The organism is Pedobacter sp. KBW01 (assembly GCF_003852395.1).
GTDB lineage: Bacteria > Bacteroidota > Bacteroidia > Sphingobacteriales > Sphingobacteriaceae > Pedobacter.
In genome coordinates, this window is sequence record NZ_QAJQ01000003.1 from 282,475 (window position 1) to 306,511 (window position 24,037).

The following is a 24,037-nucleotide window of genomic DNA, read 5'->3' on the forward strand; positions in this document are numbered from 1 at the left end:
TTACATAGCCTTTCAAATAGACTGAAATGTCTCATTTGTTTTGTGTAAGGCCTGTTCTACCAACAAAAAGCTGCTTTTTTGTCCGGATTTAGCTGCTTAGCTAGCTTAAAATAATACTACTGCATGAGCAGAACCTTTTTTTACAATTTGTTGCAGTGGTTTAAAGTACATAGCTTTATCAGCGCCTTTAAACATTTGTTAAAGAGGCATAAACCAAATATCGAACTATTCCCTGCCTAATTTGAGATGGATATTATTGCATTACAACATAGGATTGCATTAATGAGAGATGAAACAGCTTACAAAAAGCTATTTCTCCATTTTTATTCAGGGCTATTGCGCTTTAGCATCACTTACGTAAAACAGAAAGAGATTGCCGAAGAAATTGTATCAGATGTATTGTTGAAAGTGTGGACGATGGAAAAAGCGCTGCTCGATGTTTCAAATGCCAAAGTATACCTTTTCTGTGCAACTAAAAACAGCTCGATTAACTTTTTGGTGAGAAATAGAAAATATACCACCTGGGATATTGATCAGGTAGCCCCATCAAGTTTAGTAGAACTTTCTACACCAATGGAAAGGATGCTGGATGCCGAATTGAAGGAAAAGATCGAAAAATGCGTTAAAGCCCTCTCTCCTAAATGCAGGATGGCTTTTATGTTAAACAGGCAGGATGGCCTTTCTTACCGTGAAGTTGCTGAGATCATGGAAATTTCTTCGAATACCGTTGACCGGCATCTGCAGCTGGCACAGCAAAAACTGGGCGCTGCTTTAAGTGTATATCTACACCGTTAAAAATATTTAAAATTTTATTGGGGACTTTTCCCTTTTCTGTTGTCTTACACATTAATAACCTTTTTTATTGATGGACGACGCACGCTTTTACTGGCTGATCAACCAGGTTAATGCCGGTAATATTTTAGACGAAGAATTAAATGAATTGCACGAACTTATGGAGTACGATCCGGGTTTGCGCACTATATATACCCTTTTAACGGCTAAATCTGAGCCTCAAAGCCGGGCAGAAGAAGCACAAGCCATGGAGGCCTACATGGCACATTATGCTAAAATGCAGTTGTCGGGCCATTTTGATCAGGCAACAACAGACCAATCCTTATTATCACAAAAAACTGAAAAGAAAAAGATATTCAAACTTCCTAAAAGGCTACTCCAGGCTGCTGCAGCAATGCTGTTGCTTGCAATCCCCATTTACTTGCTGATGTTAAAAAAACAAAGCAATCAAGAGCTGGTATTGGTAACCAAAAAAGGAGAAAAAAATAAGGTTGTATTGGCCGATGGTACCAAAGTTTGGCTGAATGCCGATAGTAAACTTTCTTATTCCAAAGTATTTACAGGTGCTACAAGAGCCGTTACCTTAAGCGGAGAAGCTTATTTTGAGGTTGCGCGCGATAAAAAACATCCTTTTATTATTTCGGCTAATGGGATCAAGGTAAAAGTTTTGGGAACGGCTTTTAACTTAAAAGCTTATCCGGATGATGAGAATACCGAAACAACACTGATTCATGGCCTGGTAGAGGTAAGTATGGATGATCAGCCTTTAAGCCGAATTAGCCTTAAACCCGGAGAGAAGCTGAAAGTGCACAATGAGCAAAAAGACAAACCGAAAGAAACCGTCAAAAAAGAACAGCCTACTATTCTGCTGAGCAAATCGAATGTACAGATTGAAGATAATAAAGTAAAAGAAAGTCTTTGGACCGAAAACAAGCTGGTATTTGATGGCGAGCCTTTTCAAAATATTGCTGTTAAGCTTGGCAGATGGTACAATAAAGAAATTATCATTAATGATGAAGACCTCGCAAGGATTAATTTATCAGGAACCTATGAAAATAAAACCCTCGAGCAGGTGTTGCTTTCCCTGCAGTTAGCAGCCAAATTTAACTACCGGATAGAAAAAAATCTGGTTTATATCCAATCAATAACCTCAACCAAAAACTAAACCAATTGATATGAAAGAAACCTAAATTTTAGAGAAAAAAAAGGAGAATGTTGACGCATCCCCCCTTTAATTGTGAATTGTCGAAATGGCCCTCGCTGAACACGTATTAAGCCATTTAATTAACAAAACCAAAAAACAAATATATGAAAAAAAATGAACCACAGGCCGTTCTGCAACGGCCGTATCGTTCTATGCTCAAGCTTTTGCTTATGATGAAAATTGTTGTACTTTTTATTTTATTAGGTACGCTACAAACGTTTGCCACCCGGAGTGTTGCACAGGAGAAAGTTTCTATTTCTATGCAGCAGGTAGACCTGAAACAGATATTCAAATCTATTGAAAATCAAACCACTATACATTTTGTGTACAATGATGAGATTTTGCCCGCCGGCAAGTTCTTTAATGCCAGTTTTGCCAACCAATCGTGGAAAGATGTACTTGCAACGGTGTTGGCCAACACAGGTATTCATTACCGTATTGTAGAAGAAAACCTGGTAGTTTTGACCCTTGGCGACCATAACCGGATTGTAGTTAGGGGAAAGGTAACCGACGCCAAAAACACCGGGATCCCGGGAGTAAGCGTTTTAGAAAAAGGAACAAAAAACGGCGCTGTTACCAACGAAAATGGCGAGTTTAATATCAATGTTACCGATGTATCGGCTACTTTGATTTTTAAGTTTGTGGGTTATGTTACCCAGGAGTTGAATGCCAGCAATAGCTTTATGACGGTGGTGCTAAAAGAAGATGCAGCAGAGCTAAATGAAGTAGTAGTTGTGGGCTACGGCAAGCAGGAGAAGAAATTTTTAACAGGATCTGTAGTTTCTATCTCAGGCAGTACAGTTAGCAATATTCCGGTTTCCAATGTTTCCAATGCGCTTGCCGGAAGATTAGCTGGTTTGGTGGTAATGTCCCCAAGTGGCCTACCGGGAGTAAGTTCTTCGGTAAGGGTTAGGGGAACTACTTCATATTCTGGTCAGGACCCGCTTTATGTTATAGATGATATTCCGCGTAGTAAACAAGAGTTTGATTTACTTTCGCCCAATGATATCGAGAGTATCTCGGTTTTAAAAGATGGTGCGGCAGCTATTTACGGGGTTAGAGGCGGTAGCGGTGTAGTACTGGTTACCACCAAACAAGGCGCCGAAGGACCTGCTAAGTTTAGTTTTAACATCAGTCACGGACAATCAGATCCTACGCGCATGCCTAAAAGGCTAAACTCATACCAGGATGCACTTTACCGCAACAATTACTATCTAAATCAAGGCGTTGCAGCTAACGATCCGCGATATTATACATCCGATGAACTTGAATTTTATAAGGCCGGAACCATTAATACGGATCTTTTTGAAATGATTAGTAAAACGCCGCGCACTACCGATGCCAATTTAAGTGTAACAGGTGGCTCGCAAAATGCCCGGTATTATGTTTCTACAGGTTATTTTAGCGAAACCGGCTTGTTTGATAAGTTAGAATCTAAACGGTTTAACATACTCAGTAACCTCGATTTCAAATTTGGCAATGGTTTTTCAGCTAAGGTAAACTTGCAGGGAACAGTTAGGCCAAATACCACTCCATGGTGGTATGATGGCGTAAATACAACAACCTTAAGCGATCTTACCCGTGCTGCAATGAATTTTACTCCGCTAAGCCCTGCGTATGTAAACGGTCTGCCCGATGGAAGTTTATACCACTTTTTAGTACCCGAGGTAATTAAAAATGGTTATATCAAAGGAGATCGGACCAATTTGAATGGTTTCTTAAAACTGAGTTACAATCCAAATTATATTAAAGGATTTGGTGCCGATATCAGTTACAATTACAATAAACAATCAGACCTGTATAAAACCAGGTATCAGCCTTATACCCTTTATCTTTTTAACCGTTTTGGAGGCAACAACCATTTAATTGGCGATCAGGTAATTGGTACCAAGGCTGCTGCGCAGCAACCTTACGATTTTTTTCAGGAGCAGTACATCCAAAACAAAACTTATGTATTTAATGCTGCTGCCCATTACGACCGTACTTTTGGTCAGCACGATCTGAGTGTGCAGGTTTTTTACGAGCAATCCGAATCTAAAGGAGATAATTTCTCCGCTAAGGGCGAAAACCTGCTCTCGAGTACTATCGATCAGCTATTTGTAGCCAATAGCGATCCTGCCCGCCGTTCTTTAACCGGCACTGGTAATGAATTCGGAAGATCGTCGGTTTTTGGCCGCTTGAACTACAAATTTAAAGGTAAATACCTTTTAGATGCAATTGTACGTGCCGATGCGTCATCAGCTTTTGCCCCTAAAAATAAGTGGGGATATTTCCCTTCACTATCCGGCGGATGGATTTTATCCGAAGAACCTTTTATTAAAAACATGCTACCTAATGTCGATAATTTGAAACTTAGGGCAGGTTATGGTTTGCTGGGCTATGATAATATTGATCTCTCTCAATGGTATTCTTATTTTTCATTACAAAGCAGCGCCGTTTTTTCAACGCCTGTAAATACCATTGCACCACAACGTTATCCTAATCCGGATATTAAATGGCAAAAAATTGCCACCACCAACATCGGGGTAGATGCCAGTTTTTATAAAGGATTAATAAGCGGTAGCCTGGATTTATTTTACAAGAAAACATCCGATTTGTTAGTGGCCAACCAAACCGTCGTTCCATCTACATTTGGTATTGCACTCGCACAGGTTAATTATGGGCAGGTTAATGCCAAAGGTTTTGAGTTAACTTTAAGGCATGATAATCAGATTGGACAAGTTAAATATTATGTTGGTTTTAACTTTGCCTACACCACCAATAAGGTAATCAAATATCCCGAGCAGGCCAATATTCCCGATTATCAGCGCAGAACCGGTAGGCCGGTTAATTTTATTACAGGTTATCAGTCTAACGGCATTATTCGCAATCCGGAACAACTGGCCAATTACCTGAAACTAAAATACGGCACGCGGGCATTTGAGCTTGGTGATATTGGTTTTGCCGATCTTTTTGGTCCCAGCAATGGTGCGCCTGATGGTATAATCAATGCCAATGATAATGTGGTTTTATCTAACCTGTCATACGATCCGCGCATTACCTATGGTATCCCCCTGGGCGCTTCGTGGAAAGGCTTTGATCTTGGCGTATTGTTACAAGGCGTAGGGGCGCGTAAAGTAATGCTTAGCGACAGAAGTCAGTGGCAGGAGCAAAATGTACTTGCCTTTTGGTCAGATTTCTGGTCGGCTGAGAATCCAAATGCAGCTTACCCCAAAATTGGCGGTTTAAACGGAACCGAAGGACCTGCCTCATCATTTTGGCTTCGTAGCGGTAACTACCTGAGGTTAAAAAGCCTGGAGCTTGGTTACACCTTACCTGCAAGGGCTACAAAAAGCATTGGTTTGGAGAAATGCCGTTTGTTCTTAACCGGAACCAATCTTTTCATTATCAGCGATGATATTAAGATGTACGATCCGGAATTACCCACAAACGAAACCGGTTATGGCGCATTCCAATACCCAATGCTCAGAACCATTTCTGCAGGTGCAAGTATTTCTTTTTAAACAATGTGAGCCAATTAAAAAGATCAGAACATGAAAAAAATATGCTTTAAAATATGCTGTTTAGCTACCGTGCTTTTTATGGCATGGAGCTGCAAAAAAGTAACAGAAAAGAACGACATCAATAATATACAAGATGCTTTGGTGTGGCAGGATACCGTTTTGATAACCGCTTTTGCCAATAACCTCTATCTCGATGTTCCATCCTGGGACCTGGGTTTAACCGGTTATACCGATGAGTCGAGAAATGGTAACCCGGTAATTAACGGCACGGTTACGCCCGATGCCAGTATCTCTTACTGGCCCTACACTGCAATCCGTAAAATTAATTTAATGATCAAGCAGTTGCCTACTTCGGCCGGAAGTGCCGGTTTGAAGAACAGGTTTACTGGAGAGGCTAAGTTTTTAAGGGCCTATCAATATTTTCAAATGGTAAGAAGGCACGGAGGTGTTCCCATTATAACGGTTCCACAAGAGCTTACCGACGATATTTTTGTGAGCCGGAACAAAACTTCCGAATGTATCAGTTTTATGGTAAAGGATTTGGATGAGGCCATTGCCTTATTGCCTTCGGTTACGCCTGGTTCAAATGTAGGCCGGGCGAGTAAAGAAGCAGCGCTTGCCTTAAAAGCCCGCATCCTGGTCGATTGGGCTTCGCCACGTTACAATCCTAACAATGATGCTAGCCGCTGGCAAGCGGCCTACGCTGCCTGTAACGAGGCGCTAACAAAATTAAATGCCAGTGGTTATGGTCTTTTCGATTCGTACGGCAGTTTATTCCTTACCGAGATGAATAAGGAAGTAATTTTTGCCATTCGTTTTGCTAATCCCGGCCGTACGCAAGGGCGCGATGCTACAGTTAGACCCATTTCAGTATCGGTAAATTCGACTGGCGGAAATCAGCCCTCGCAAGAGATGGCAGATGCCTATCCGATGAAAGATGGTTCGGATGTGAATAGTGCCCTGAGTTATCAGCAGCGTTTTAGTGGCCGCGACGACCGGTTTTATGCTACCATCGTTTACAATGGCGCCACTTATTTTGGGCGTAAACAGTGGACTTATGTTAACTCAGGCATAGATGGTTATCGCGATGTGAACGGTACCTATACTGGATATTATTGTAAAAAAGCGGTCGATACTACCTTAACGGCTGCCCAGGCCGGCACATCAGGCACTGATTTTATTGCCATCAGGTATGCCGATATTTTATTGCTTGCAGCCGAAGCTGCCAACGAAACCGGAAATGCCAGTGTTGCTTACGATGCTTTAACTAAAATCCGTGCAAGGGCTAAAATCCTACCAGGCGTTAATAATTTGTATGGTTTAACCGCAGGGATGAGTCAGACCGATTTAAGAAGCCGGATTCAGAAAGAGCGTCAGGTTGAGCTTGCTTTTGAGCAGATCCGTTTCTTCGACCTTTTGCGATGGAACACGCTTTCCAGCACACTGAATGGTAAAACCCGCAAAGCATTGAAACTGATTAATCCAACTCCTGCAGTACCGCCAACCAGCGCAACAGTATTTACAGAGAGTTTAGATCCAATCGATCTTCAACCCATCGTAATTCAGGGGAATAGTCTTTTTTATCCCATTCCGCGGAGTATTATTCAGAATAACCCTAAAATTCTGCAAAACATAGGCTGGGAAAACGGAACTTTTGATCCGGTACAATAAATATCATTTCAAGGGCTACATCAATATTTTCTGATGTAGCCTTATTACATCTCACACACATGAAATTATTAAGAATAGCTTTCCTGCTTTTATTCTTTCTGGAGGTAAATGCACAGCAAATCCAAATTGGTAATGGCCTGGTAGAACGGAATTTTACTTTTGATGGAAAGGTTTGGCGAACGGCATCATTCCGCAATCAAGCCACACACCAGGTAATTGCGGTTAAAAGCGATGAGTTTCTGCTTTTAGCCATGAACAAGGAACAGGGACTAACGATAACAGATTTTACAGCTGCCGCTGCTCCCGAAAAATATAACCACGCCGATACTTCTTTTTTAACCTTTACCTATAAACCACTTCCCCAAATCGCTAAAGATCCCATTGCGCCTCAAACCATCAAAGTTCAGTATAGCTTAAAAAAAGGAGAGACCTTTATGCGCAAAAGCCTGCAGTTAGTTTATAAGGAAACTGCAACGATTGACCGTTTGGAAGTAGAGCGATTAACCATTGCGCAGGAGCAAAAAGGCGGGGGTAAAGGAGAGCCGGTTTTTGTTGGCAATCAATTGTTTCTGGGTCTGGAATATCCCGGAGGCTACGCCAGGCGAACCGATGGCAATACCCCTAAAGATTATGGCAGGCATTACGAAAAAGTAGGCAATTATAGCGATATCAATCTTGAAGGAAGAGACATTGAACCTAAAGGAACTAAAGGCATGATCCGCCTGATGCATTTTCCGGGATATGTCCTGAAAAATGCAAATAACCGCTATGAAATGATCAGTAAAACTGCTGTAAACGGTTTTGCAAGGCCTAACCAATCAGTAGAAATGGCTTTCATGACCTATCTGGAAGGATTATGGAAAAAGCCAAAGTCTTTTCTGCATTATAATAATTGGTTCGAGCCCAAAGCAAAAGATTTAAGTGGCGATGGGCTGATTAATATTTACAGGGAGTTTAAAGCCGCAACTGTACCTTATGGTATTAATTTAGATGCAGTAGTGCCCGATAATGGCTGGCAGAATACCAGATCGATCTGGGATCCGCTTCCGAAGTTTTTCCCCAATGGAATTAAAGATGTTAAGAAATTAAGCGACCGCTTAAGGGCCGAGGGTACAGGTTTTGGCCTTTGGCTATCTATTAACGGGTATGTTAATAAAATAGACTGGGGGCTGGCCGAAGGATACAAAGAAGCAAAACCTAACGCTTATTTTGCAAAGTTCGGTCGGTATTATAGCCTTTCTTCAACCCAATATAAAGATACTGTACTGAAGAAAATTCCGCTATTGGCAAAAGAAACCGGCACCATTTATTTTAAGCACGATTTTAACCAGTTAAGCGATCTGGCAGAGGGTAACAACCACCCGGCAACCGATCGTCATGGTCATGAAGCAAATCTCGATGCCTGCCTTGAAGTTTTGGTGGCTACCCGTAAAATGAACCCCGAAATTTATCAGAATATGACCAATTGGGTGTGGTTTTCGCCCTGGTGGCTTAAATATGCCGATGCGCTGTGGATGCTGGCCGGCGATGATGGAACAAATGGCAACTGGCCAGAAATTTCTACACGTGCCATGGCCTCAACCGATCGCGATACCTATTTATGGCGCATGTGGGGAAATCCCGCCGACAGGCCTTTAGTGCCCATTTCGAGATTGATGACCCATGGAATCATCAAAACAAGCGTTGGCAGAATGGAAAGCAAAAGCGATAACCTTCAGGATTGGCAGGAATATGTGTTGATGCATTATGGAAGAGGTACACTTTTAAAAGAGTGGTACATCTCTCCATCAGCCATGCACCCCGATGAGTGGAAGGCTTTATGCACGGTACACAATTGGGCAAAAGCACATCAGAAAGCATTAAACAATACCTTTTTTGTAGGTGGTAGGCCAGATGAAGGACATGCTTACGGTTATATAGGCTGGGATGGCGACAAAGGTGTATTGGTAGCCCGTAACCCGGATGGCAGGGAGCAGAAACTCCGGATTCCTTTTAATCAAAGCATTCATTTTGGCGGGCAGAACGGAACAGTTTTTCATGCCAATGTGGTATTTCCATATGCAGATGCCTATCCGCAGCATTTTATTGCCGGGCAGGAAATTGAAATTGTTTTACCAGGTTATGCTACAATGGCTTTTGAGTTCGAAAAGGGTAAGCCAGAAAATGCGGTTACGCTTCCAGCCTTACCAGTAGTGAAAACAAGCGAAGATACCGATGGCCCCATCAATGAGATTACACTTCCGGTAACCGTTAACGACCGTTGCGATTTACTGGTAACAGGCTTTCCTGATCTTCCGGAGCTACGTATAGACGGAAACACCGTGGTGCCGGTAAGAACAAGTAAATCGAAGATTAACAATTTTGCTGGTTATGCTGTAGCAGGTATGCCAAGTACCGTAGCCAAAGCCTGGAATATGGCCAGCTTTGATTTAAAACCTTACTTAGGTAAGAAAATTAAGATCAGCTACAAAGGCACGGGAGCATTTAAGAGCTTTTTGCTGATAGAACAGGCCGTTGATGGAAATAAAGTAACAACCGGAAATGATAAGCTTTGGCCAATAACCAATAACAGTCGCAGACAGACCATACCATTAGTCAACAAAACACACTAAACAGAAACTATGAAAACCATTCATAAAATAATACTATATCTGTTGCTGTTAGTCCCCGCGGCAAATGCCCTGGCTTCAGATTTTGAAACGGGTACAAAGAGCCTGATAAAAAGGGTATTGCCTAAACATGCTTCTTTTTTCGAGGTAGCGCAAATAACTGCCGATAACAATAAAGATGTATTTGAGATAGAAGGAAAAGGAAGTAAAATTGTATTGCGTGGAAATACGCCTGTAGAAGTTGCCTCGGCCTTAAACTGGTACCTCAAATATTATTGCCATGCACAACGCTCCTGGTGTGGCGATAATATGGATTTGCCTGCAAAACTTCCTGTTCCTGCGAGTAAGGTTCGGATCACTTCGCCATACAAAGACCGCGTGTACCTCAACTATTGTACCTTCAATTACTCCATGAGTTGGTGGGATTGGGAGCGTTGGGAAAGGGAAATAGACTGGATGGCCATGCAGGGAATAAACATGCCCCTGTCCATTACAGGACAAGAAGCCGTTTGGCAAAATACTTTGCGCAAGTATGGCATGAACGATGAGGAAATCCGTTCGTTTTTGGTAGGTCCGGCTTATTTTGCCTGGCAATGGATGACCAATATTGAAAGCATTAACGGGCCTCTGCCACAAAACTGGATTGACAGAAGCATTGTTTTGGGACAGAAAATTCTGACCCGCCAACGGCAGCTGGGTATGACCCCAATTCTTCAGGGTTTTACCGGATACGTGCCCATTAAGCTGATGGAAAAACAACCCCAGGCAGATATCCGTAAAAAAGCAGTATGGTTTTATGTCGGCCCCGGCACTGCACAACTCAATCCCTTAGACCCCTTGTATGCCCGGATGAGCAGAACTTTTATCGAAGAGCAAACCAGGTTATTTGGTACCAACCACATTTATGCTGCCGATCCTTTTCATGAAGGAAAAGCACCTGTAGATGGAGATGAATATTTAGCGCAGGTAGGGAAGGCGATATATTCTACCACGGCAAGTGTGGATCCGAAAGCGGTAATTGCCATGCAAACTTGGAGCATGCAAAAAGCAATAGTACAGTCTATTCCACCCGAGCGGATATTGATGCTTGATTTAAATGCCTCAAAATGGAAAGGAAGTGAGGCTTTCTGGGGAAGGCCATGGGTAGGTGGGATTATTCACAACTTTGGTGGCAATACGGCTATGGGTGGGGATTTGAATGCTGTATTAGCAGCTTACCCGGCAATTTTAAACCAGCCCGAAAAATCAAAACAATTTCAGGGAATAGGCATGTTCCCTGAGGCCATAGAACATAACCCGATTATTTACGAGGCTGCAGCAGAAATGGCCTGGAGAAAAGAAAAGCCCGATACCAAAAAATGGATGGACGATTACCTGCTGGCCCGATATGGAAGCAGCAACGAAAAAGTAAGTTTAGCCTGGGATACGTTATTGCATACCGCATATGGTAAAAGTGGTATTGTAACCTTTATGGAAAGCAGTATCTGCGCCAGACCAGCTTTAAAAATAAATGGTGCATCGCCCAATGGTGCTTTAAACTCAGAAAAAAAGTATCGCTTTAAAAGCCTTTGGGAAGCACTGGCACTATTGCAAAAAGCCCCGGCAAATATGCAGGCCAAAGATACTTACCGTTATGACCTGGTAGATTTAGCCCGTCAGTGCGTGGCAGATTTAGCCATACCCATGCAAAAAGAAGTGGCCGATGCCTACCGTAACGGAGATAAAGCTGCGTTTGGCCAAAGTGCTAAACAATACCTGGCTTTAATGGACGATTTTGACCAGCTGCTGGGAACACGAAAAGAATTTCTTTTAGGTAAGTGGATTGCAGATGCACGGGCAATAGGAAAAACAATGGCCGAAAGCGATCTTTATGAAAAAAATGCCCGGGCCTTAATTACCATATGGGGGCCATATAATGAGCAGGCCATTCAATATGACTATTCGGCAAGGCAATGGAACGGTATGGTGAAAGATTTTTATAAGGCCCGCTGGAAAAAGTTTATCGATTTCCTAAGCGCTGAACTCGAAAAAGGAGAAAAGGAACGTTACAAAGAAGAAAAAATCAATAACAGGTTTAACCGGCCAAGTAATACCGGAAACGACTTTTATAAGGCTATGTCCAAATGGGAGTCAGACTGGACCGAACTACACAATCCTAAATTTAATGATAAGCCAGCTGGCGATGAAGTTAAAATTGTTAACCAGGTTTACCAAAGCTGGTTGCCAACAGCCAATAGGTTATTGAAGTAACTAAACGATAAATTATGAAACTTCGGTAAAGAATACAAGGAAGAATTAGTTCTGCTCTGGTCCATTCTTTTTAAAACCATCCATGTAAATTGTTCTTGAACTTACATAGATGGTTTTTGTTTTTTGAATTATTCATTTGCTGGAGTATTTCGCTATTTTTGAGATTCTTAAATTTAGCTGATGTGGTCTGGAAAATCCATCATATCTCTGCCGTGTATTGCACAAAATAACAATCGATTGAAATGAATGGTTATATTTGTGAAGTTGATACAATCCTAAATTCCTTTAAAAAGATAAAATTATATAAACCTCGAAGTCATCGAAAACTAACTTATCCTGTTAATTTCAAAACAGGAGCTTGAAATTGCATGTAATTCTTTTCCTGTGCTCGACCGGCTTTTTGCTCAGTTTATCTTCCCCAATGCAATCAGGGGTTTATTGCACCATACCATGCTAAGTAAGATCGGGCTCCCGGCCCATAAACTCAGTTACTTCAGGAAAGTGTACCTCGGTATATTGGATAGGGTACCCCCCCCAGGATATACAATTCTTTTGTGGGGCAACAGGAGTGATAAGGTTGATTGAAGGGCCTGGTGGGGGCTACTTTCGTGATAACGAAAAAGCCTGAAATCGTATGATTTCAGGCTTTAAATTTTGTATTGGGCTTTGCCCAATACAAAAAATGAGCGTTAATATCCGGTATTTTGTACCAATTGTTTATTGCGGTCTACTTCTGCCTGCGAAAAAGGCAATACGTTGTTCTTCTCGCCAAACTTTAGCGGAACGCCTGCCGGATTCTTTAATGGAGCCAGTTTAACATCCATTAAATTCCTTCTTTTTAGATCGAAATAACGATGGCCTTCTAAAGCCAGTTCTATTCGTCTTTCGTGAAGAATAAAATCTCTTAGCTTATCTTTTGTATTGTACACCGTTTGATCAACAGCAGGCATTTTTACACTTGCCCGGTCTCTTATATCGTTTAAAGCTTTATAAACAGATGCATCTGGCCCGCTTTCTTCATTTTTAGCCTCTGCGTACATGAGTAATACATCAGCATAACGGATATGGATGATATTCTGATCCGTTAACGGCGTCTTGGTTCTGTCGAATGGTAATTTCGAAAGGTCTACATATTTCTTTTGAGAGTAAGTGGTAAGCAGCGGATCCGATTCGTTAAAAACCGATCCATCCGGATTGATATACTTCTCTGTAGGTACTTTCACCGTAAACTTTAAACGCGGGTCTCTGTTGCTGTACGGATCAGCCGCATTATAGCCCGAGCCGGCTTCGCCTATCATTTTCCCATTGCTCATCTCATATTCATCAATCAGGTTTTGGTAGGGGGCAATACTGCCATACCAGCCCAGCTCTACCAACACACCTTCTCCGTCCTGAGGGTTATTAGGCGCTAGGTATTTAGTAGAGAATATGATCTCGGGATTATTAATCTGTGTAGCGGTAAGAAAAAGCTTATCATAACCACCCTGGTACAGCTGGAATTTACCACCCGTAATTACATCGTTCGAAAATTTAGCGGCCTGTGCCCAGTTTTGCTGGAATAAATAAACCCTGGCTTTTAATGCCTGTGCACTTCCCTTTACGGCATGGCCAGAATAGGCGCCATCGGGCAAATTGGCAATGGCAAAGTCTAATTCCTGGTGGATAAAAGTTAAAATATCTTCTTTTGTGCTTTTGGCTATTTTACCTTCATCAACCGTTTTTGGAGCGGTTTTATATAGCACTACACCGCCATAAGCCTGTACCAGATCAAAGTAAAACATAGCCCTTAAAAAGCGGGCCTCGGCTTTATATCCATTTTTAGCGGCTTCGCTGCTGGGTGCCTTATCAATATTATCCAAAAAGAAATTACAGCTGGCAATACCTGCATAAGGCGTATCGTAAAATGCACCAGGTATGTTCGTAGGGTTAACTATGCCCTGGGTTAAATTGCCGAAGCCGAAAAAACTATGCCTGTCTAAAGCGTTATCCGAATAGGTATCCAACCACAATTTTCTTGCGCCATAAAAGCCAGCCTGTAACCTGCGGTAAACACCGGTAAGGCCCATTTGGGCATCTGCATCACTTTTCCAGAATGTTTCGCTCGAAATGGCTGCCGTAGGGTTTTTATCCAGAAAATCTTTTTTACAGGAAGTTAACATCCCAATGATGATTAAAACAGCCAAGCTTATCTTGTTATATTTTGTTTTCATTTCTATATAATTTAAAATGACCTAATATTTAACTTTTAGCCCTATGGTATAAATCCTGATCTGCGGAAATTGTGCAAATCTTCCCGATCCGGCTCTCTCAGGATCATTGCCCTCATATTTGGTCCAGGTAATCAGGTTGTCTCCTGAGGTATAAACAGTTACCCCGGTCGATCCGATTTTCTTTGCTATATTTTCGGGTAAGGTGTAAGAGAGGTACAAATTCTTCAGGCGTAAATAAGAAGCATCCTGTAAAAAGTAGGTAGAGTTGTAACCCGCTACACCTGCGTATCCGGTAAGGTACACCGCTGGTATGGTATTGCTTGGATTGGTTGGTGTCCACGCATTAAGAAATTTGGTTGGCGGAGCTGAACCTTGCATAAAGGGTTCGTAACCCCATTGGCTTACGTTAACTTTCTGCCCTTCTACACCCTGAAAAAATGCGCTCAGGTTAAATCCTTTCCATCCTGCATTTAAACTAAACGAATACGTGTAATCGGGAAAACTACTGATGCGGATCCTATCTTCGGGCCCAACAGTACCATTTCCACTTACATCTCTTATTTTTAGGTCGCCAGGTTTTAGCACACCCGAATTAGGTTGTTTAGGCGAGTTGTCTATCTCTTGCTGACTTTGAAAAACCCCAATCCAATCGTAAACAAAGAAATTGTTAAACGGTTGGCCCACTTCAAAGGTTCCGAGTGTTTCTGTAATTACTTTGGTTACTTTGTTTCTATAGCGGTGAAAAATAAAATTGGCGCCGTAGGTAAAGTCGCCAATACGGTTCTGGTGTCTCAGTTCAATTTCTATACCTTTATTAACCATGGCGCCGGCATTTACTGTTGGTGCAGCAAGCCCAAAACTTGTAGGAAGATCTGTGCGGGTTGCCAAAATATCGGTTGTATTCTTTCTATAATAGTTAATGGTTGCACCAAATAAACCTTTATACAAATCGAACTCCAGACCGATATCTCTAACAGATGTTTTTTCCCAGCGTAAATTCTTTTCTACCAGTCTGGTAAGTTGCACACCAGAGCTTAAGCTCGAAAAAGGATAAGTAGTAAGCGAAAGAATATCCTGATAAGGATAGTAGTTTAAATTTCCATTGGTTACAATTTCCTGGTTACCCAGTACACCATAAGAAGCTCTTATTTTTAAATTATCGATCCACGAAAAATTATCTTTAATAAAGCTTTCTTCTGATATTTTCCAGGCAGCCGATCCGCCGCCGAAAGTTCCCCAGCGGTATCTTTCATCTACCCTCGATGTTCCGTCATGCCTGATGTTACCTTCTAAAATATACTTTTCCTTATAGTTGTAATTTACCCTTCCAAACAGCGATTGAAGCGCCCATTCAAATGAATTGCCACCTAATGTTTGGTTAAGCGGCGAGCTTCCATCCAGCTCCATAATGGTGCTGTTCGGAAAATCGAACCTGCCGCCACTCAGGTTGGTACTTCTGTTATCTTGCTGTTCGTATCCGGCTAATACGCCAAAATTATGGTTGTTGGCAAAAACTTTATTGTAATTTAAGGTGCTGTAAAAAGTTTTGGTAATGTTCCTTGCCGAGCTTTGTTGAAGGCCGGCAAAATTCGAATTACCATTACCTACCTCCTGATAAACACCAGCGGCATTGGGCTGATAGGCAAATGAAGGACTTCTAAACTGGCGGTTCCTGAAATCCTGATTAAAGAAGGTAATTGCGCCTTTTGAAAGCCAGTTTAATCCCTTGATAATATTGATATCGATATAGCCCTGCGCATTTACGTTGTAGTTTTTTGTAAACTGAGAACCTGTATTGTACACTTCTTCTGGGGTACGGTTTGTTCCGCCGCTCGATACGTAATCGCGGGTAGCTACCCTGCCGCTTCCATCGGGTAAAAAGGGCTTAAAAGTAGGCGCTGCTGCATAGGCTAATAACAATAAATCATCGTTCACTAACCATGGAGCCTTTAAATCCTGAAAAGACATGTTAATATTAGCACCTATTTTTACCTTCGAATGTACCTGCGTAGAAAAATCAAGCAAGCCATTATATCTTTTGTACAAATAGCCTTTGGTAATACTGTTTTGATCGAGATAATTTAAGGAAACATTGTATGTGCTTTTAGTGGTACCGCCCGAAAAACCCAGGTTATGGTTGTGGATAGGGCCTTTACCTAAAATATATTCCAGCCAGTTAAAATTAGGGTATTGTTCGTTGTTTGGATTGTTTCTGTAAGCATCTATCTGGGCCTGTGTATACTGTGCAGGCTGGCCGCTTCTGGCTTTGGCCTGGTTATACATTTCCATGTAAGTAACCGAATTGGTAATCAGATCGGGCATTCTGGTGGCCTCGCTGGTACCGTAACTACCATTATACTCAATAACATCAGTACCCATTTTGCCCTTTTTGGTGGTTACCAATATTACGCCGTTAGCTGCCCTTGCACCATAAATAGAGGCCGAAGAAGCATCTTTTAATACCGTTATGTTTTCTACATCTTGTGGCGAAAGATTATTGATCGAGCCTATAATCCCATCAACCAATACCAGCGGAGACGAAGAGGCACCATAAGAGCCAAGGCCACGTAGCCTGAAGCTACCATTATCTCTGCCGGGCTCGCCGGTTGGCTGTACAATATCAAGTCCGCTGATGCGCCCCTGCAATAAATTTGAAATGTTGGGTACAGGACGTTCGGTAATGGTTTTGCCCGAAACCGAGCTTACCGAACCCGAAAGGTTGATCTTTTTTTGCGTTCCATATCCCACTACCACAAACTCATCTAGGTTAGCTGACATTTCTTTGAGGGTTATGCTGATAAATGTACGGTTGTTTACCGCCACGGTTTGTGTTTCAAAACCTATGGCCGATACGGTGATTTCGTTTTCTCCGGTAGCCAGTGCCAGGCTAAAATTGCCATCCACATCGGTTGACACCCCGCGCTTTGTTCCCTTAATCAGGATGTTTACGTTTGGAATGGGTTTACCACTCACATCGATAACTTTTCCCTTAATATCTATTTTCTCTGCTTTTTCTATTACCCGCTCGAGCAGCACTTTCTGCCTGCTCAGAATAATAGATTTTTGTTTGATCTCGAAATCGAGCTTTTGATCTTTTAAGATAATTTTTAATGCCTCATTTATAGGCGTCTTCTCTAAATTAACCGATATTACTGCTGCCCTGTTTACAATTGAAGATTCGTAGAGCACAACATATCCTGTTTGTTTTCTAATTTGTGAGAAAATGTTCCGCAGGTTTTTATTCGTCTCTTTCAGCGTTACATATTGGGCAAAGGTCGATGCCCTTATCTGCAGGATAAAGGTTGCCAGAATGACTAGAGTCAGTTTCATAATACGCAATGTGCGTTTAAATGTAATATCTTGAATACCACATTTAAACAGATGGATAGATTTCATAAATTTGTTTGTTTTGGTTGATTTACGAATGCCTTCTCATCGTCGAAAATTTGTAGGCAATCGTGTCTTAAACGATAAAATAATTCCATTTTAGGAGTGTAATCAAAACATCCAGTCAGTCCTGACTTAGTTCAGGGCTGATTGTTATAAATAGGTTTTTTGGATATCTTGAATTACCGGGTGGTTTAATAAGCTTATTTCATAACAATTATTCTCCTTTCTTCTATTTTTAAGTGTATATTTTTTGTTGACTCCAAAATTTCCAACACCGTAGATACATTTTCGTACCTGGAAACCCCTCCACTATATAATTTATCCTTATCTACATCTTTTGCATATTCGATGTCTAAATTATACCATCTCGATATCCGGCGCATAATGCTTTCTAAAGGTTCATCTTCAAAAAGAAAAACCCCATCTTTCCATGCTACTGCATCATCAGCATTTACATTACTCAGGGTAAATTTTCCTCCTTTATCAATTGCTGCCTGCTGATCTGGTTTTAACATATGGCTTATCGGTCCCTGTTTAACTTTCACGCTTCCTTCTAACAGGGTGGTTGTGGTTGCAGGCTCATCAGCATAGCTGTTGATATTAAAATGGGTACCCAAAACTTCTACCTCCTGATTGGCTGTGCTTACAATAAAAGGATGCGATTTATCTTTAAAAACTTCGAAATAAGCTTCTCCCTTTAATTGAACCCTACGTACACCCTTATCAATAAGGTTTGTAAAGTAAGTGATGCTGGATGCTGCATTAAGCCAGACTTTTGATTTATCGGGTAAAATAAGCAAATAGGTTTCGCCACGTGCAGTAGAAAGGGTATTCAGCATATTTTTTTTAGCGCTACCATTGGCTGTAGGTGCAAATTGATAAGCCAGCTGTCCGTTTTGCATTTTGGTAATGCTTACGCCGGTTTCTTTGGCTATTTCGCCATTTACTGCATCACTTAGCTTAATCTTTTGTCCGTTGGCCAGGGTTAGTGTTGCCCCTGTTTTACCGGGAACTATATTTTTTACGGTAGGTTTTTCTTTTTGGCCCGGAGGAGTGTTTGTTTTATAGTAGGTGATGCCAATACTCATTACTATAAATGCAAGTGCAGCGGCAATAGAGAAGCGTGGCCATAAACGACGCTCACGGTGTAAAGGTAAAGCACTTGAAAGGGCATTCATCTGGTTTTGCAGCTCTTTTTCGCTTAAGGTAAATTCGGGAAATTCACCAAAGTCTATCCAACTTTCAACCTGCTCTTTTTCAAACTGGCTACAGTTGCCCGACTTGTATTTCTCAAGGAGCTGCTTTGCGTAATGTTGATCCATCTACTAATTATATTTGGCTGTAATTAGTAGTTAGTCAGTTACCAAGCAATTTAGGGTTAGTCTTTTTGTAAAAAAAATTAAAGTAAAAAAACAATGCTCAGCATAGAGCCCAGTTTCATCTTTAATCTTTTGAGCGATTGGTACATATGGGCTTTAACAGTCTCTTCAGAAAGATTGAGGAGTTCGGCAATCTGTTTGCGGTTATAACCGTTTTTACGGCTCATTTCGAATACTTTTCGCATTTGTGCCGGTAGTGCATTAATTTCCCGGTCGATGAGGATTTCGAGTTCATGGTGTCGTACTGCATGATCGGTAACATCCTTTTCGCTTGATAGGTATAGGGTAAAGCTATCTAAATAACGTGCCGAAACATGCTTATGGGCAATGGCATTGGCTACCTTATTCCTCATGGCGGCATGCAGATAAGTAGATAATGAATGCTCGATGACCAGATTTTCGTGATTTAGCCACAAGGAAAGAAATACCTCATGAACAATGTCCCATACCTCTTCTTTTTCTCCAAGTCTGCGAAAAGCAAAGAGGTATAACAATCTTTTATAACGGTTGTAAACTTCGGTGTATGCCACACGGTCTCCTTCACGCAACAGCTGAGCGAGTAGTTGGTCGGTGTATGCGTTATACTTGGTCATTAACTCGGTTATCTATATATGATTGGATAAAAAACACATGATGCAGCAATTCAGAGAGGGGTAACGGCTGGTTCGTATGCGGTTAAGCCGCTTTTGGTAGCTTCGTGATTTATTTGGTTATACATGGCTCATATTGCTTCGAAGCAATAGTGTTAAATCAGCAGGATAAACTGACTTACAGTGCAATTAAATGATAAAGTTAGAATTAAAATTCAATTAAATTGGCAAATTATTACCTCTTATTGGTAAATATATTTGGGCTCTTGCTAGTCCGGATTGGTAATCCAGATCTATGGTTCTTTGGATTTAAAATCCATTTATGTCATCGTGTATTTAAGATTGTGGTTAAAAGACGGGATTACAAATCCCGACTAACTGGAAGATGTTGTATCATAAGTAGGCTATATGCCGGTGCACTTGTACTGTGTGTGGAAATATGATCTGATAGAGCTATGTTGCTTAGTACAAACACTAAAAAGGTTGTAGCCATAAAAATGCCCCCAATAAGTGTCTAACTTTTTGGGGGCAGTGTACAGGACTACAACCTTTTTAATTATTGCCTGTTATGGTTATTTCCATTCTTTTTACTAAACTTTTTTCGTTAAAGAACGAATCAAGGCTCTATAAGGATTCTATGAGGTCAATTAAGGTAGTAAAAGCCATATCACGATTAAAATAGATCATGTCAAAGTATTACTAATAAAAATGATCTTCATATAGATTACAAGTCTCCTCCATCTCCCTGCCTCAATGGAATGAATCCTCCATCAAGATTTACCGTTACATTAGCTGGCGGTGTCCATGTTCTTATGGCTTGTGCTAGACTATGAGGATAATCACCAATGGTAGTTACAGTTGGTAATGAAATTCCGATTAAACCAATAGCCTCTTTGAAAAGGTGGTATCCTTCAAATGAATTAATAGTATAATTATGGCTAACTGTAGGTGTTTGTCTTTTTGATAAATAATTGAGAAACGGCCCGAGGAAAGTTGCTGTTTTCGAAATACTATACGTATACGCCAGGCCACTGGTATTCGTAAACACTCCCGGGTAACTCACATCTTTAACAATTGAATAGGTGTTAGGATAAAATGCAACTGCTCTGCTATATCCTCCATTTTTAATACCTAAAGAAATTACACCACCATATGGACCATATTCCAATATATATAATGTAATAACCGAACCTCCAAACTCTGGTGCCGAACCAACCTCATCAATTATGCTGGTTGTTGGGACACCATATTGAAGAATTGAAAAAGATTGTGGGGCTTCCTTTTTTGGATCATTAAGAACAGGTGCAGTAACTGGATATTTTGAAGGATTTGCTTTGGTAATCGAATCAATGCGTTTAGCTCTCTTGATATCTTTCTTATTCAATGCCAGTTCAACCGAATTTTGAGGGCATGCGTATGAGACAGACCACTGCCATATATCATAGGTCTCAAGACAAGCGTTAAAAGTAGTCGATGACATTTTTTGATTCAGACTGATGTTTTTAGTATCAAGTAATTCATCAAAACTGTCTTTAGATTTTTGACAAGATGCAATTATTACAATAAATGCAAAAACTGAAATTGTAATTCCAAAACTTAGGAGGTAATTTGATTTTTTCATGGTTTTTTAGGTAAGGGTTATACTTCTATTATTGAATTTTCATTTAATCAACATTTTTTTTACTTCATTTTTTATGCTATCTACTTCATTTGAGGATATTTTTACTGGCATGGTCAATATTTCTTGCGCTACAGCATCTGCCTTCTTAAAATCTTTAATTTCGTGATAAAGCCTAAACAGATTGTATTTTGGGATAAATCTATTAGGTACCATAAAAGAAGCATCTTTGAAGATTTTCTCAGCATTATTATATTGTTTAACGGCCTGGTAAGATTTACCTAAGTATAGCATTACGTCTAGAGTGACAAACTTATTCCTAAGGTCTTCGAAGATTTTAACACTTTCTGGATACCGGCCATATTGAAATAATGTAACCCCATAATTGTAATTAAAAGCTGGCCGATGGTTTAATTCGTTAGATATTTCTTTATAAACCTTTAACGATATTTCGGGATGAGATTCCATGTGATTTATTGCTTTCTTCCACCTGGCAGTGGCATTGTATTGTTCTAAACTATAATAGAATAATAAAGAACATAAAATAAATAACAAACCTTTTATTAATAATGTAACCGATTTATTTATAGTTACGTATAAATTTAATTCACTTTCTCCGCTAGAGATATAGGCCAGGCACAATAGGAGGACCAAAAATATTGTCGTAGATTGAAAAGTAAAATAGACAAAAGCCGATAACAAGATTAAAGTTAAGGTAAAGAAAAAGGAATATTCATTCTTATTATGGATGTTTTTCGAAAATTTCCAGATTATTCTGATCGTTATAGCCAAACAGAAAATACCCATAATGCCATGATCTACAAGTATTTTTAGGTATTCGTTAAGAGGTGAGGATACACTATCAGCGACCATCTTATATTTATAAGCGTCTGAAGATAGATTGTTTTTGAAATATGTTGCCTGTTGATCCAGATATGATTTTTCAAATCCACCAGATCCCCATCCTAAAATGGGTTTTTGCCAAAACATTTCAAAAGAATTTTGCCATATAAAAAGTCTGCCTAATGCTGATGGAACTTTTAAATATATCAAAGTTGTTATTAAGGCTGTTGAAAAAATAATTGTCGCTGTAAGCAGTATAACCTTATATCTACTTTTAGAATAAAAGCTTTTTATATATGTACGGAATAAAAATATCAAACTGATGCAGTAGAGAAATAATCCAGCTCGGGATTGGGTAGCTAAAACCAATAACAATATGAATGATAGCAGAAAGATATTCCAGTAACTAAATATTGAATCTAACTTGTTTTTAGCCATGTTAAACCTTATAGGAAGGAATGATGCTAGATAAATAGAAAAAATTCCGGAATGCCTAAAACTTCCGCTAACAGTTAAAGAAATGTCTAAACCATTCAAGTAGGAGTAAAAAAACTGTACTGCTCCCAAGATGAGATGTATATCAAATATTAATATAAAAACCTGAACTACAGAGGAGTAATTGTGTTTTATTAAATACTTGAAAGGAAAGTACATTATTAAAATAAAGCTTAATGATAACAAAGAATCATTAAGAAATAAATTTCCATTCCCTATGTTCCAAATAATATGAATTATAAGAAACAGAAAAAAAAACACCACTCCCAGATCAATCAGGTTTAATCGTTTTTTTGAATCATTCAATTCTAGTATTAGTATAGGCACAGAGAATAACAATGAAATAAAAAAGAATAAATAAACATTTGGCAATGCACTCCATTGACTTATTAATGGGTTATTTAGGCAAGCTAAAACTAGCACAAGAAATAGAAATGCCTGAATTAAAACAACTCCTTTTTTAGATGTAAAAGAAAAATTATTGAGCATAATTCTTTCGTGGATCTAGAGACTAAAGTAGAACTTCGATAGTTCTCCATTCTGATAGAGATATTGTGATAATTTTGAGCTCTTGGCTGGAAGTTTTTTGATTCATTGAGGGCGTTTAAGTAATTTATTCTAAAGTAGCAAAAGATTGAACAATCTCCAAAATATCAGATACCTTACGCTTATGAAATTTATTGAATATGAAATCTTATTTTAATGCTATTGGATCCAGTTGAATTATTTCTTAAAAAACTTTATGTGTGGTACATAACAACATTCATTTTTTTAGAAAATACTTATTTATCAAAAAAATATCTAAGTTAGATTCCGAAAAACGATACGCTCAACTCTACTCCTTGTGAAAATCTCACTGCATTTGATAAAATGCTATATATCAATCTTACTGTTAGTTTTAACATTAACTTCTTGTAAGAAACATTCTTCTATAACTAAAGATGAAGAACTACCAGCTGAAACCCAGGTAGGAGCAAATACATTTGGGTGCCTTATTGATGGTAAGGTATACACGCCAGATGGTGTGATTGGTCTGCCGGCACTCACAGCCTCAATACAATCTGATATTTTATCCCTTTATTCCAGAAGAAAAAGCACTAATGAAGGAGTTGGTTTACCAGTTAGAAATATGGTAGCCACAGGCGAGTATCCAATTACTTCCGAAACGACGTATAGCGGTTTTGATGCTGCTTACCCTGCCATTGAAGGAAAAATAATCATCACCAAGTACGATAAGGTCAAAAATATTATTTCTGGACGATTTTACTTTACTGGCAAAAATGCCTCTACAGGAAAGCTAATCTCTGTCACAAATGGGCGGTTCGACATTAATTTCACGAACTAAAAAATACCATAAATATTTATCCAAAATGGTCTTATTTCTGTTATTGTTTAAAAAACTCTAGTTCTTAAGATTTTGAATCCATTTATGGCATCGTTTATTTAATATTGAGGTTAAAGGCCTGGATTACAAATTAGGAGT

Annotated in this window: 13 protein-coding genes; 7 read left to right on the forward strand and 6 right to left on the reverse strand. The window is 39.9% G+C overall.

The genetic code is table 11. The annotated features are described in order from the left end of the window. The first annotated feature begins 282 nt into the window (after positions 1–282). The 6 genes from DBR40_RS03620 to DBR40_RS03645 all read left to right on the forward strand — a co-directional run bounded on the left by DBR40_RS03620 (position 283) and on the right by DBR40_RS03645 (position 12,029). Complete coding sequence (locus DBR40_RS03620; protein ID WP_233603794.1) at positions 283–795, forward strand: RNA polymerase sigma-70 factor; 513 nt, start codon at positions 283–285, stop codon at positions 793–795. A gap of 70 nt (positions 796–865) precedes the next feature. Then, entirely contained in the window at positions 866–1,957 is a 1,092-nt protein-coding gene (locus tag DBR40_RS03625; protein ID WP_124558444.1) for a FecR family protein, read from the forward strand. A 143-nt stretch (positions 1,958–2,100) separates the two neighbouring features. Further along, entirely contained in the window at positions 2,101–5,499 is a 3,399-nt protein-coding gene (locus DBR40_RS03630; RefSeq protein WP_124558445.1) for a SusC/RagA family TonB-linked outer membrane protein, read from the forward strand. A 30-nt stretch (positions 5,500–5,529) separates the two neighbouring features. Further along, on the forward strand, positions 5,530–7,170 hold the full coding sequence (locus DBR40_RS03635) for a RagB/SusD family nutrient uptake outer membrane protein (protein ID WP_124558446.1): 1,641 nt from the start codon (positions 5,530–5,532) through the stop codon (positions 7,168–7,170). 59 nt (positions 7,171–7,229) lie between these two features. Further along, positions 7,230–9,782, forward strand: a complete 2,553-nt coding sequence (locus tag DBR40_RS03640) for a hypothetical protein (RefSeq protein WP_124558447.1) — start codon at positions 7,230–7,232, stop codon at positions 9,780–9,782. Positions 9,783–9,791: 9 nt separating this feature from the next. Beyond that, entirely contained in the window at positions 9,792–12,029 is a 2,238-nt protein-coding gene (locus tag DBR40_RS03645) for an alpha-N-acetylglucosaminidase (RefSeq protein WP_124558448.1), read from the forward strand. 689 nt (positions 12,030–12,718) lie between these two features. Here DBR40_RS03645 and DBR40_RS03650 read toward each other — a convergent pair. From DBR40_RS03650 to DBR40_RS03675, 6 genes are all read right to left on the reverse strand, one after another. After that, positions 12,719–14,239, reverse strand: coding sequence for a RagB/SusD family nutrient uptake outer membrane protein (locus DBR40_RS03650; protein ID WP_124558449.1), 1,521 nt, complete (start codon positions 14,237–14,239; stop codon positions 12,719–12,721). A gap of 21 nt (positions 14,240–14,260) precedes the next feature. Beyond that, a complete protein-coding gene (locus tag DBR40_RS03655) occupies positions 14,261–17,569 on the reverse strand; it encodes a TonB-dependent receptor (protein ID WP_124558450.1) in 3,309 nt (1,102 codons plus the stop codon). 260 nt (positions 17,570–17,829) lie between these two features. After that, the gene (locus DBR40_RS03660; RefSeq protein WP_124558451.1) at positions 17,830–18,951 is read right to left on the reverse strand and encodes a FecR family protein; all 1,122 of its coding nucleotides are present in this window, start codon (positions 18,949–18,951) and stop codon (positions 17,830–17,832) included. Between the two features lie 77 nt (positions 18,952–19,028). Then, a complete protein-coding gene (locus DBR40_RS03665; protein ID WP_124558452.1) occupies positions 19,029–19,601 on the reverse strand; it encodes an RNA polymerase sigma factor in 573 nt (190 codons plus the stop codon). Between the two features lie 721 nt (positions 19,602–20,322). After that, on the reverse strand, positions 20,323–21,219 hold the full coding sequence (locus DBR40_RS26605; protein ID WP_158673982.1) for a hypothetical protein: 897 nt from the start codon (positions 21,217–21,219) through the stop codon (positions 20,323–20,325). A 39-nt stretch (positions 21,220–21,258) separates the two neighbouring features. Next, complete coding sequence (locus DBR40_RS03675; protein ID WP_124558453.1) at positions 21,259–23,043, reverse strand: O-antigen ligase family protein; 1,785 nt, start codon at positions 23,041–23,043, stop codon at positions 21,259–21,261. A gap of 355 nt (positions 23,044–23,398) precedes the next feature. Between DBR40_RS03675 and DBR40_RS03680 the strand changes: the two genes are divergently transcribed. Then, positions 23,399–23,899, forward strand: coding sequence for a DUF6252 family protein (locus DBR40_RS03680; protein ID WP_124558454.1), 501 nt, complete (start codon positions 23,399–23,401; stop codon positions 23,897–23,899). The last annotated feature ends 138 nt before the right edge of the window (positions 23,900–24,037 follow it).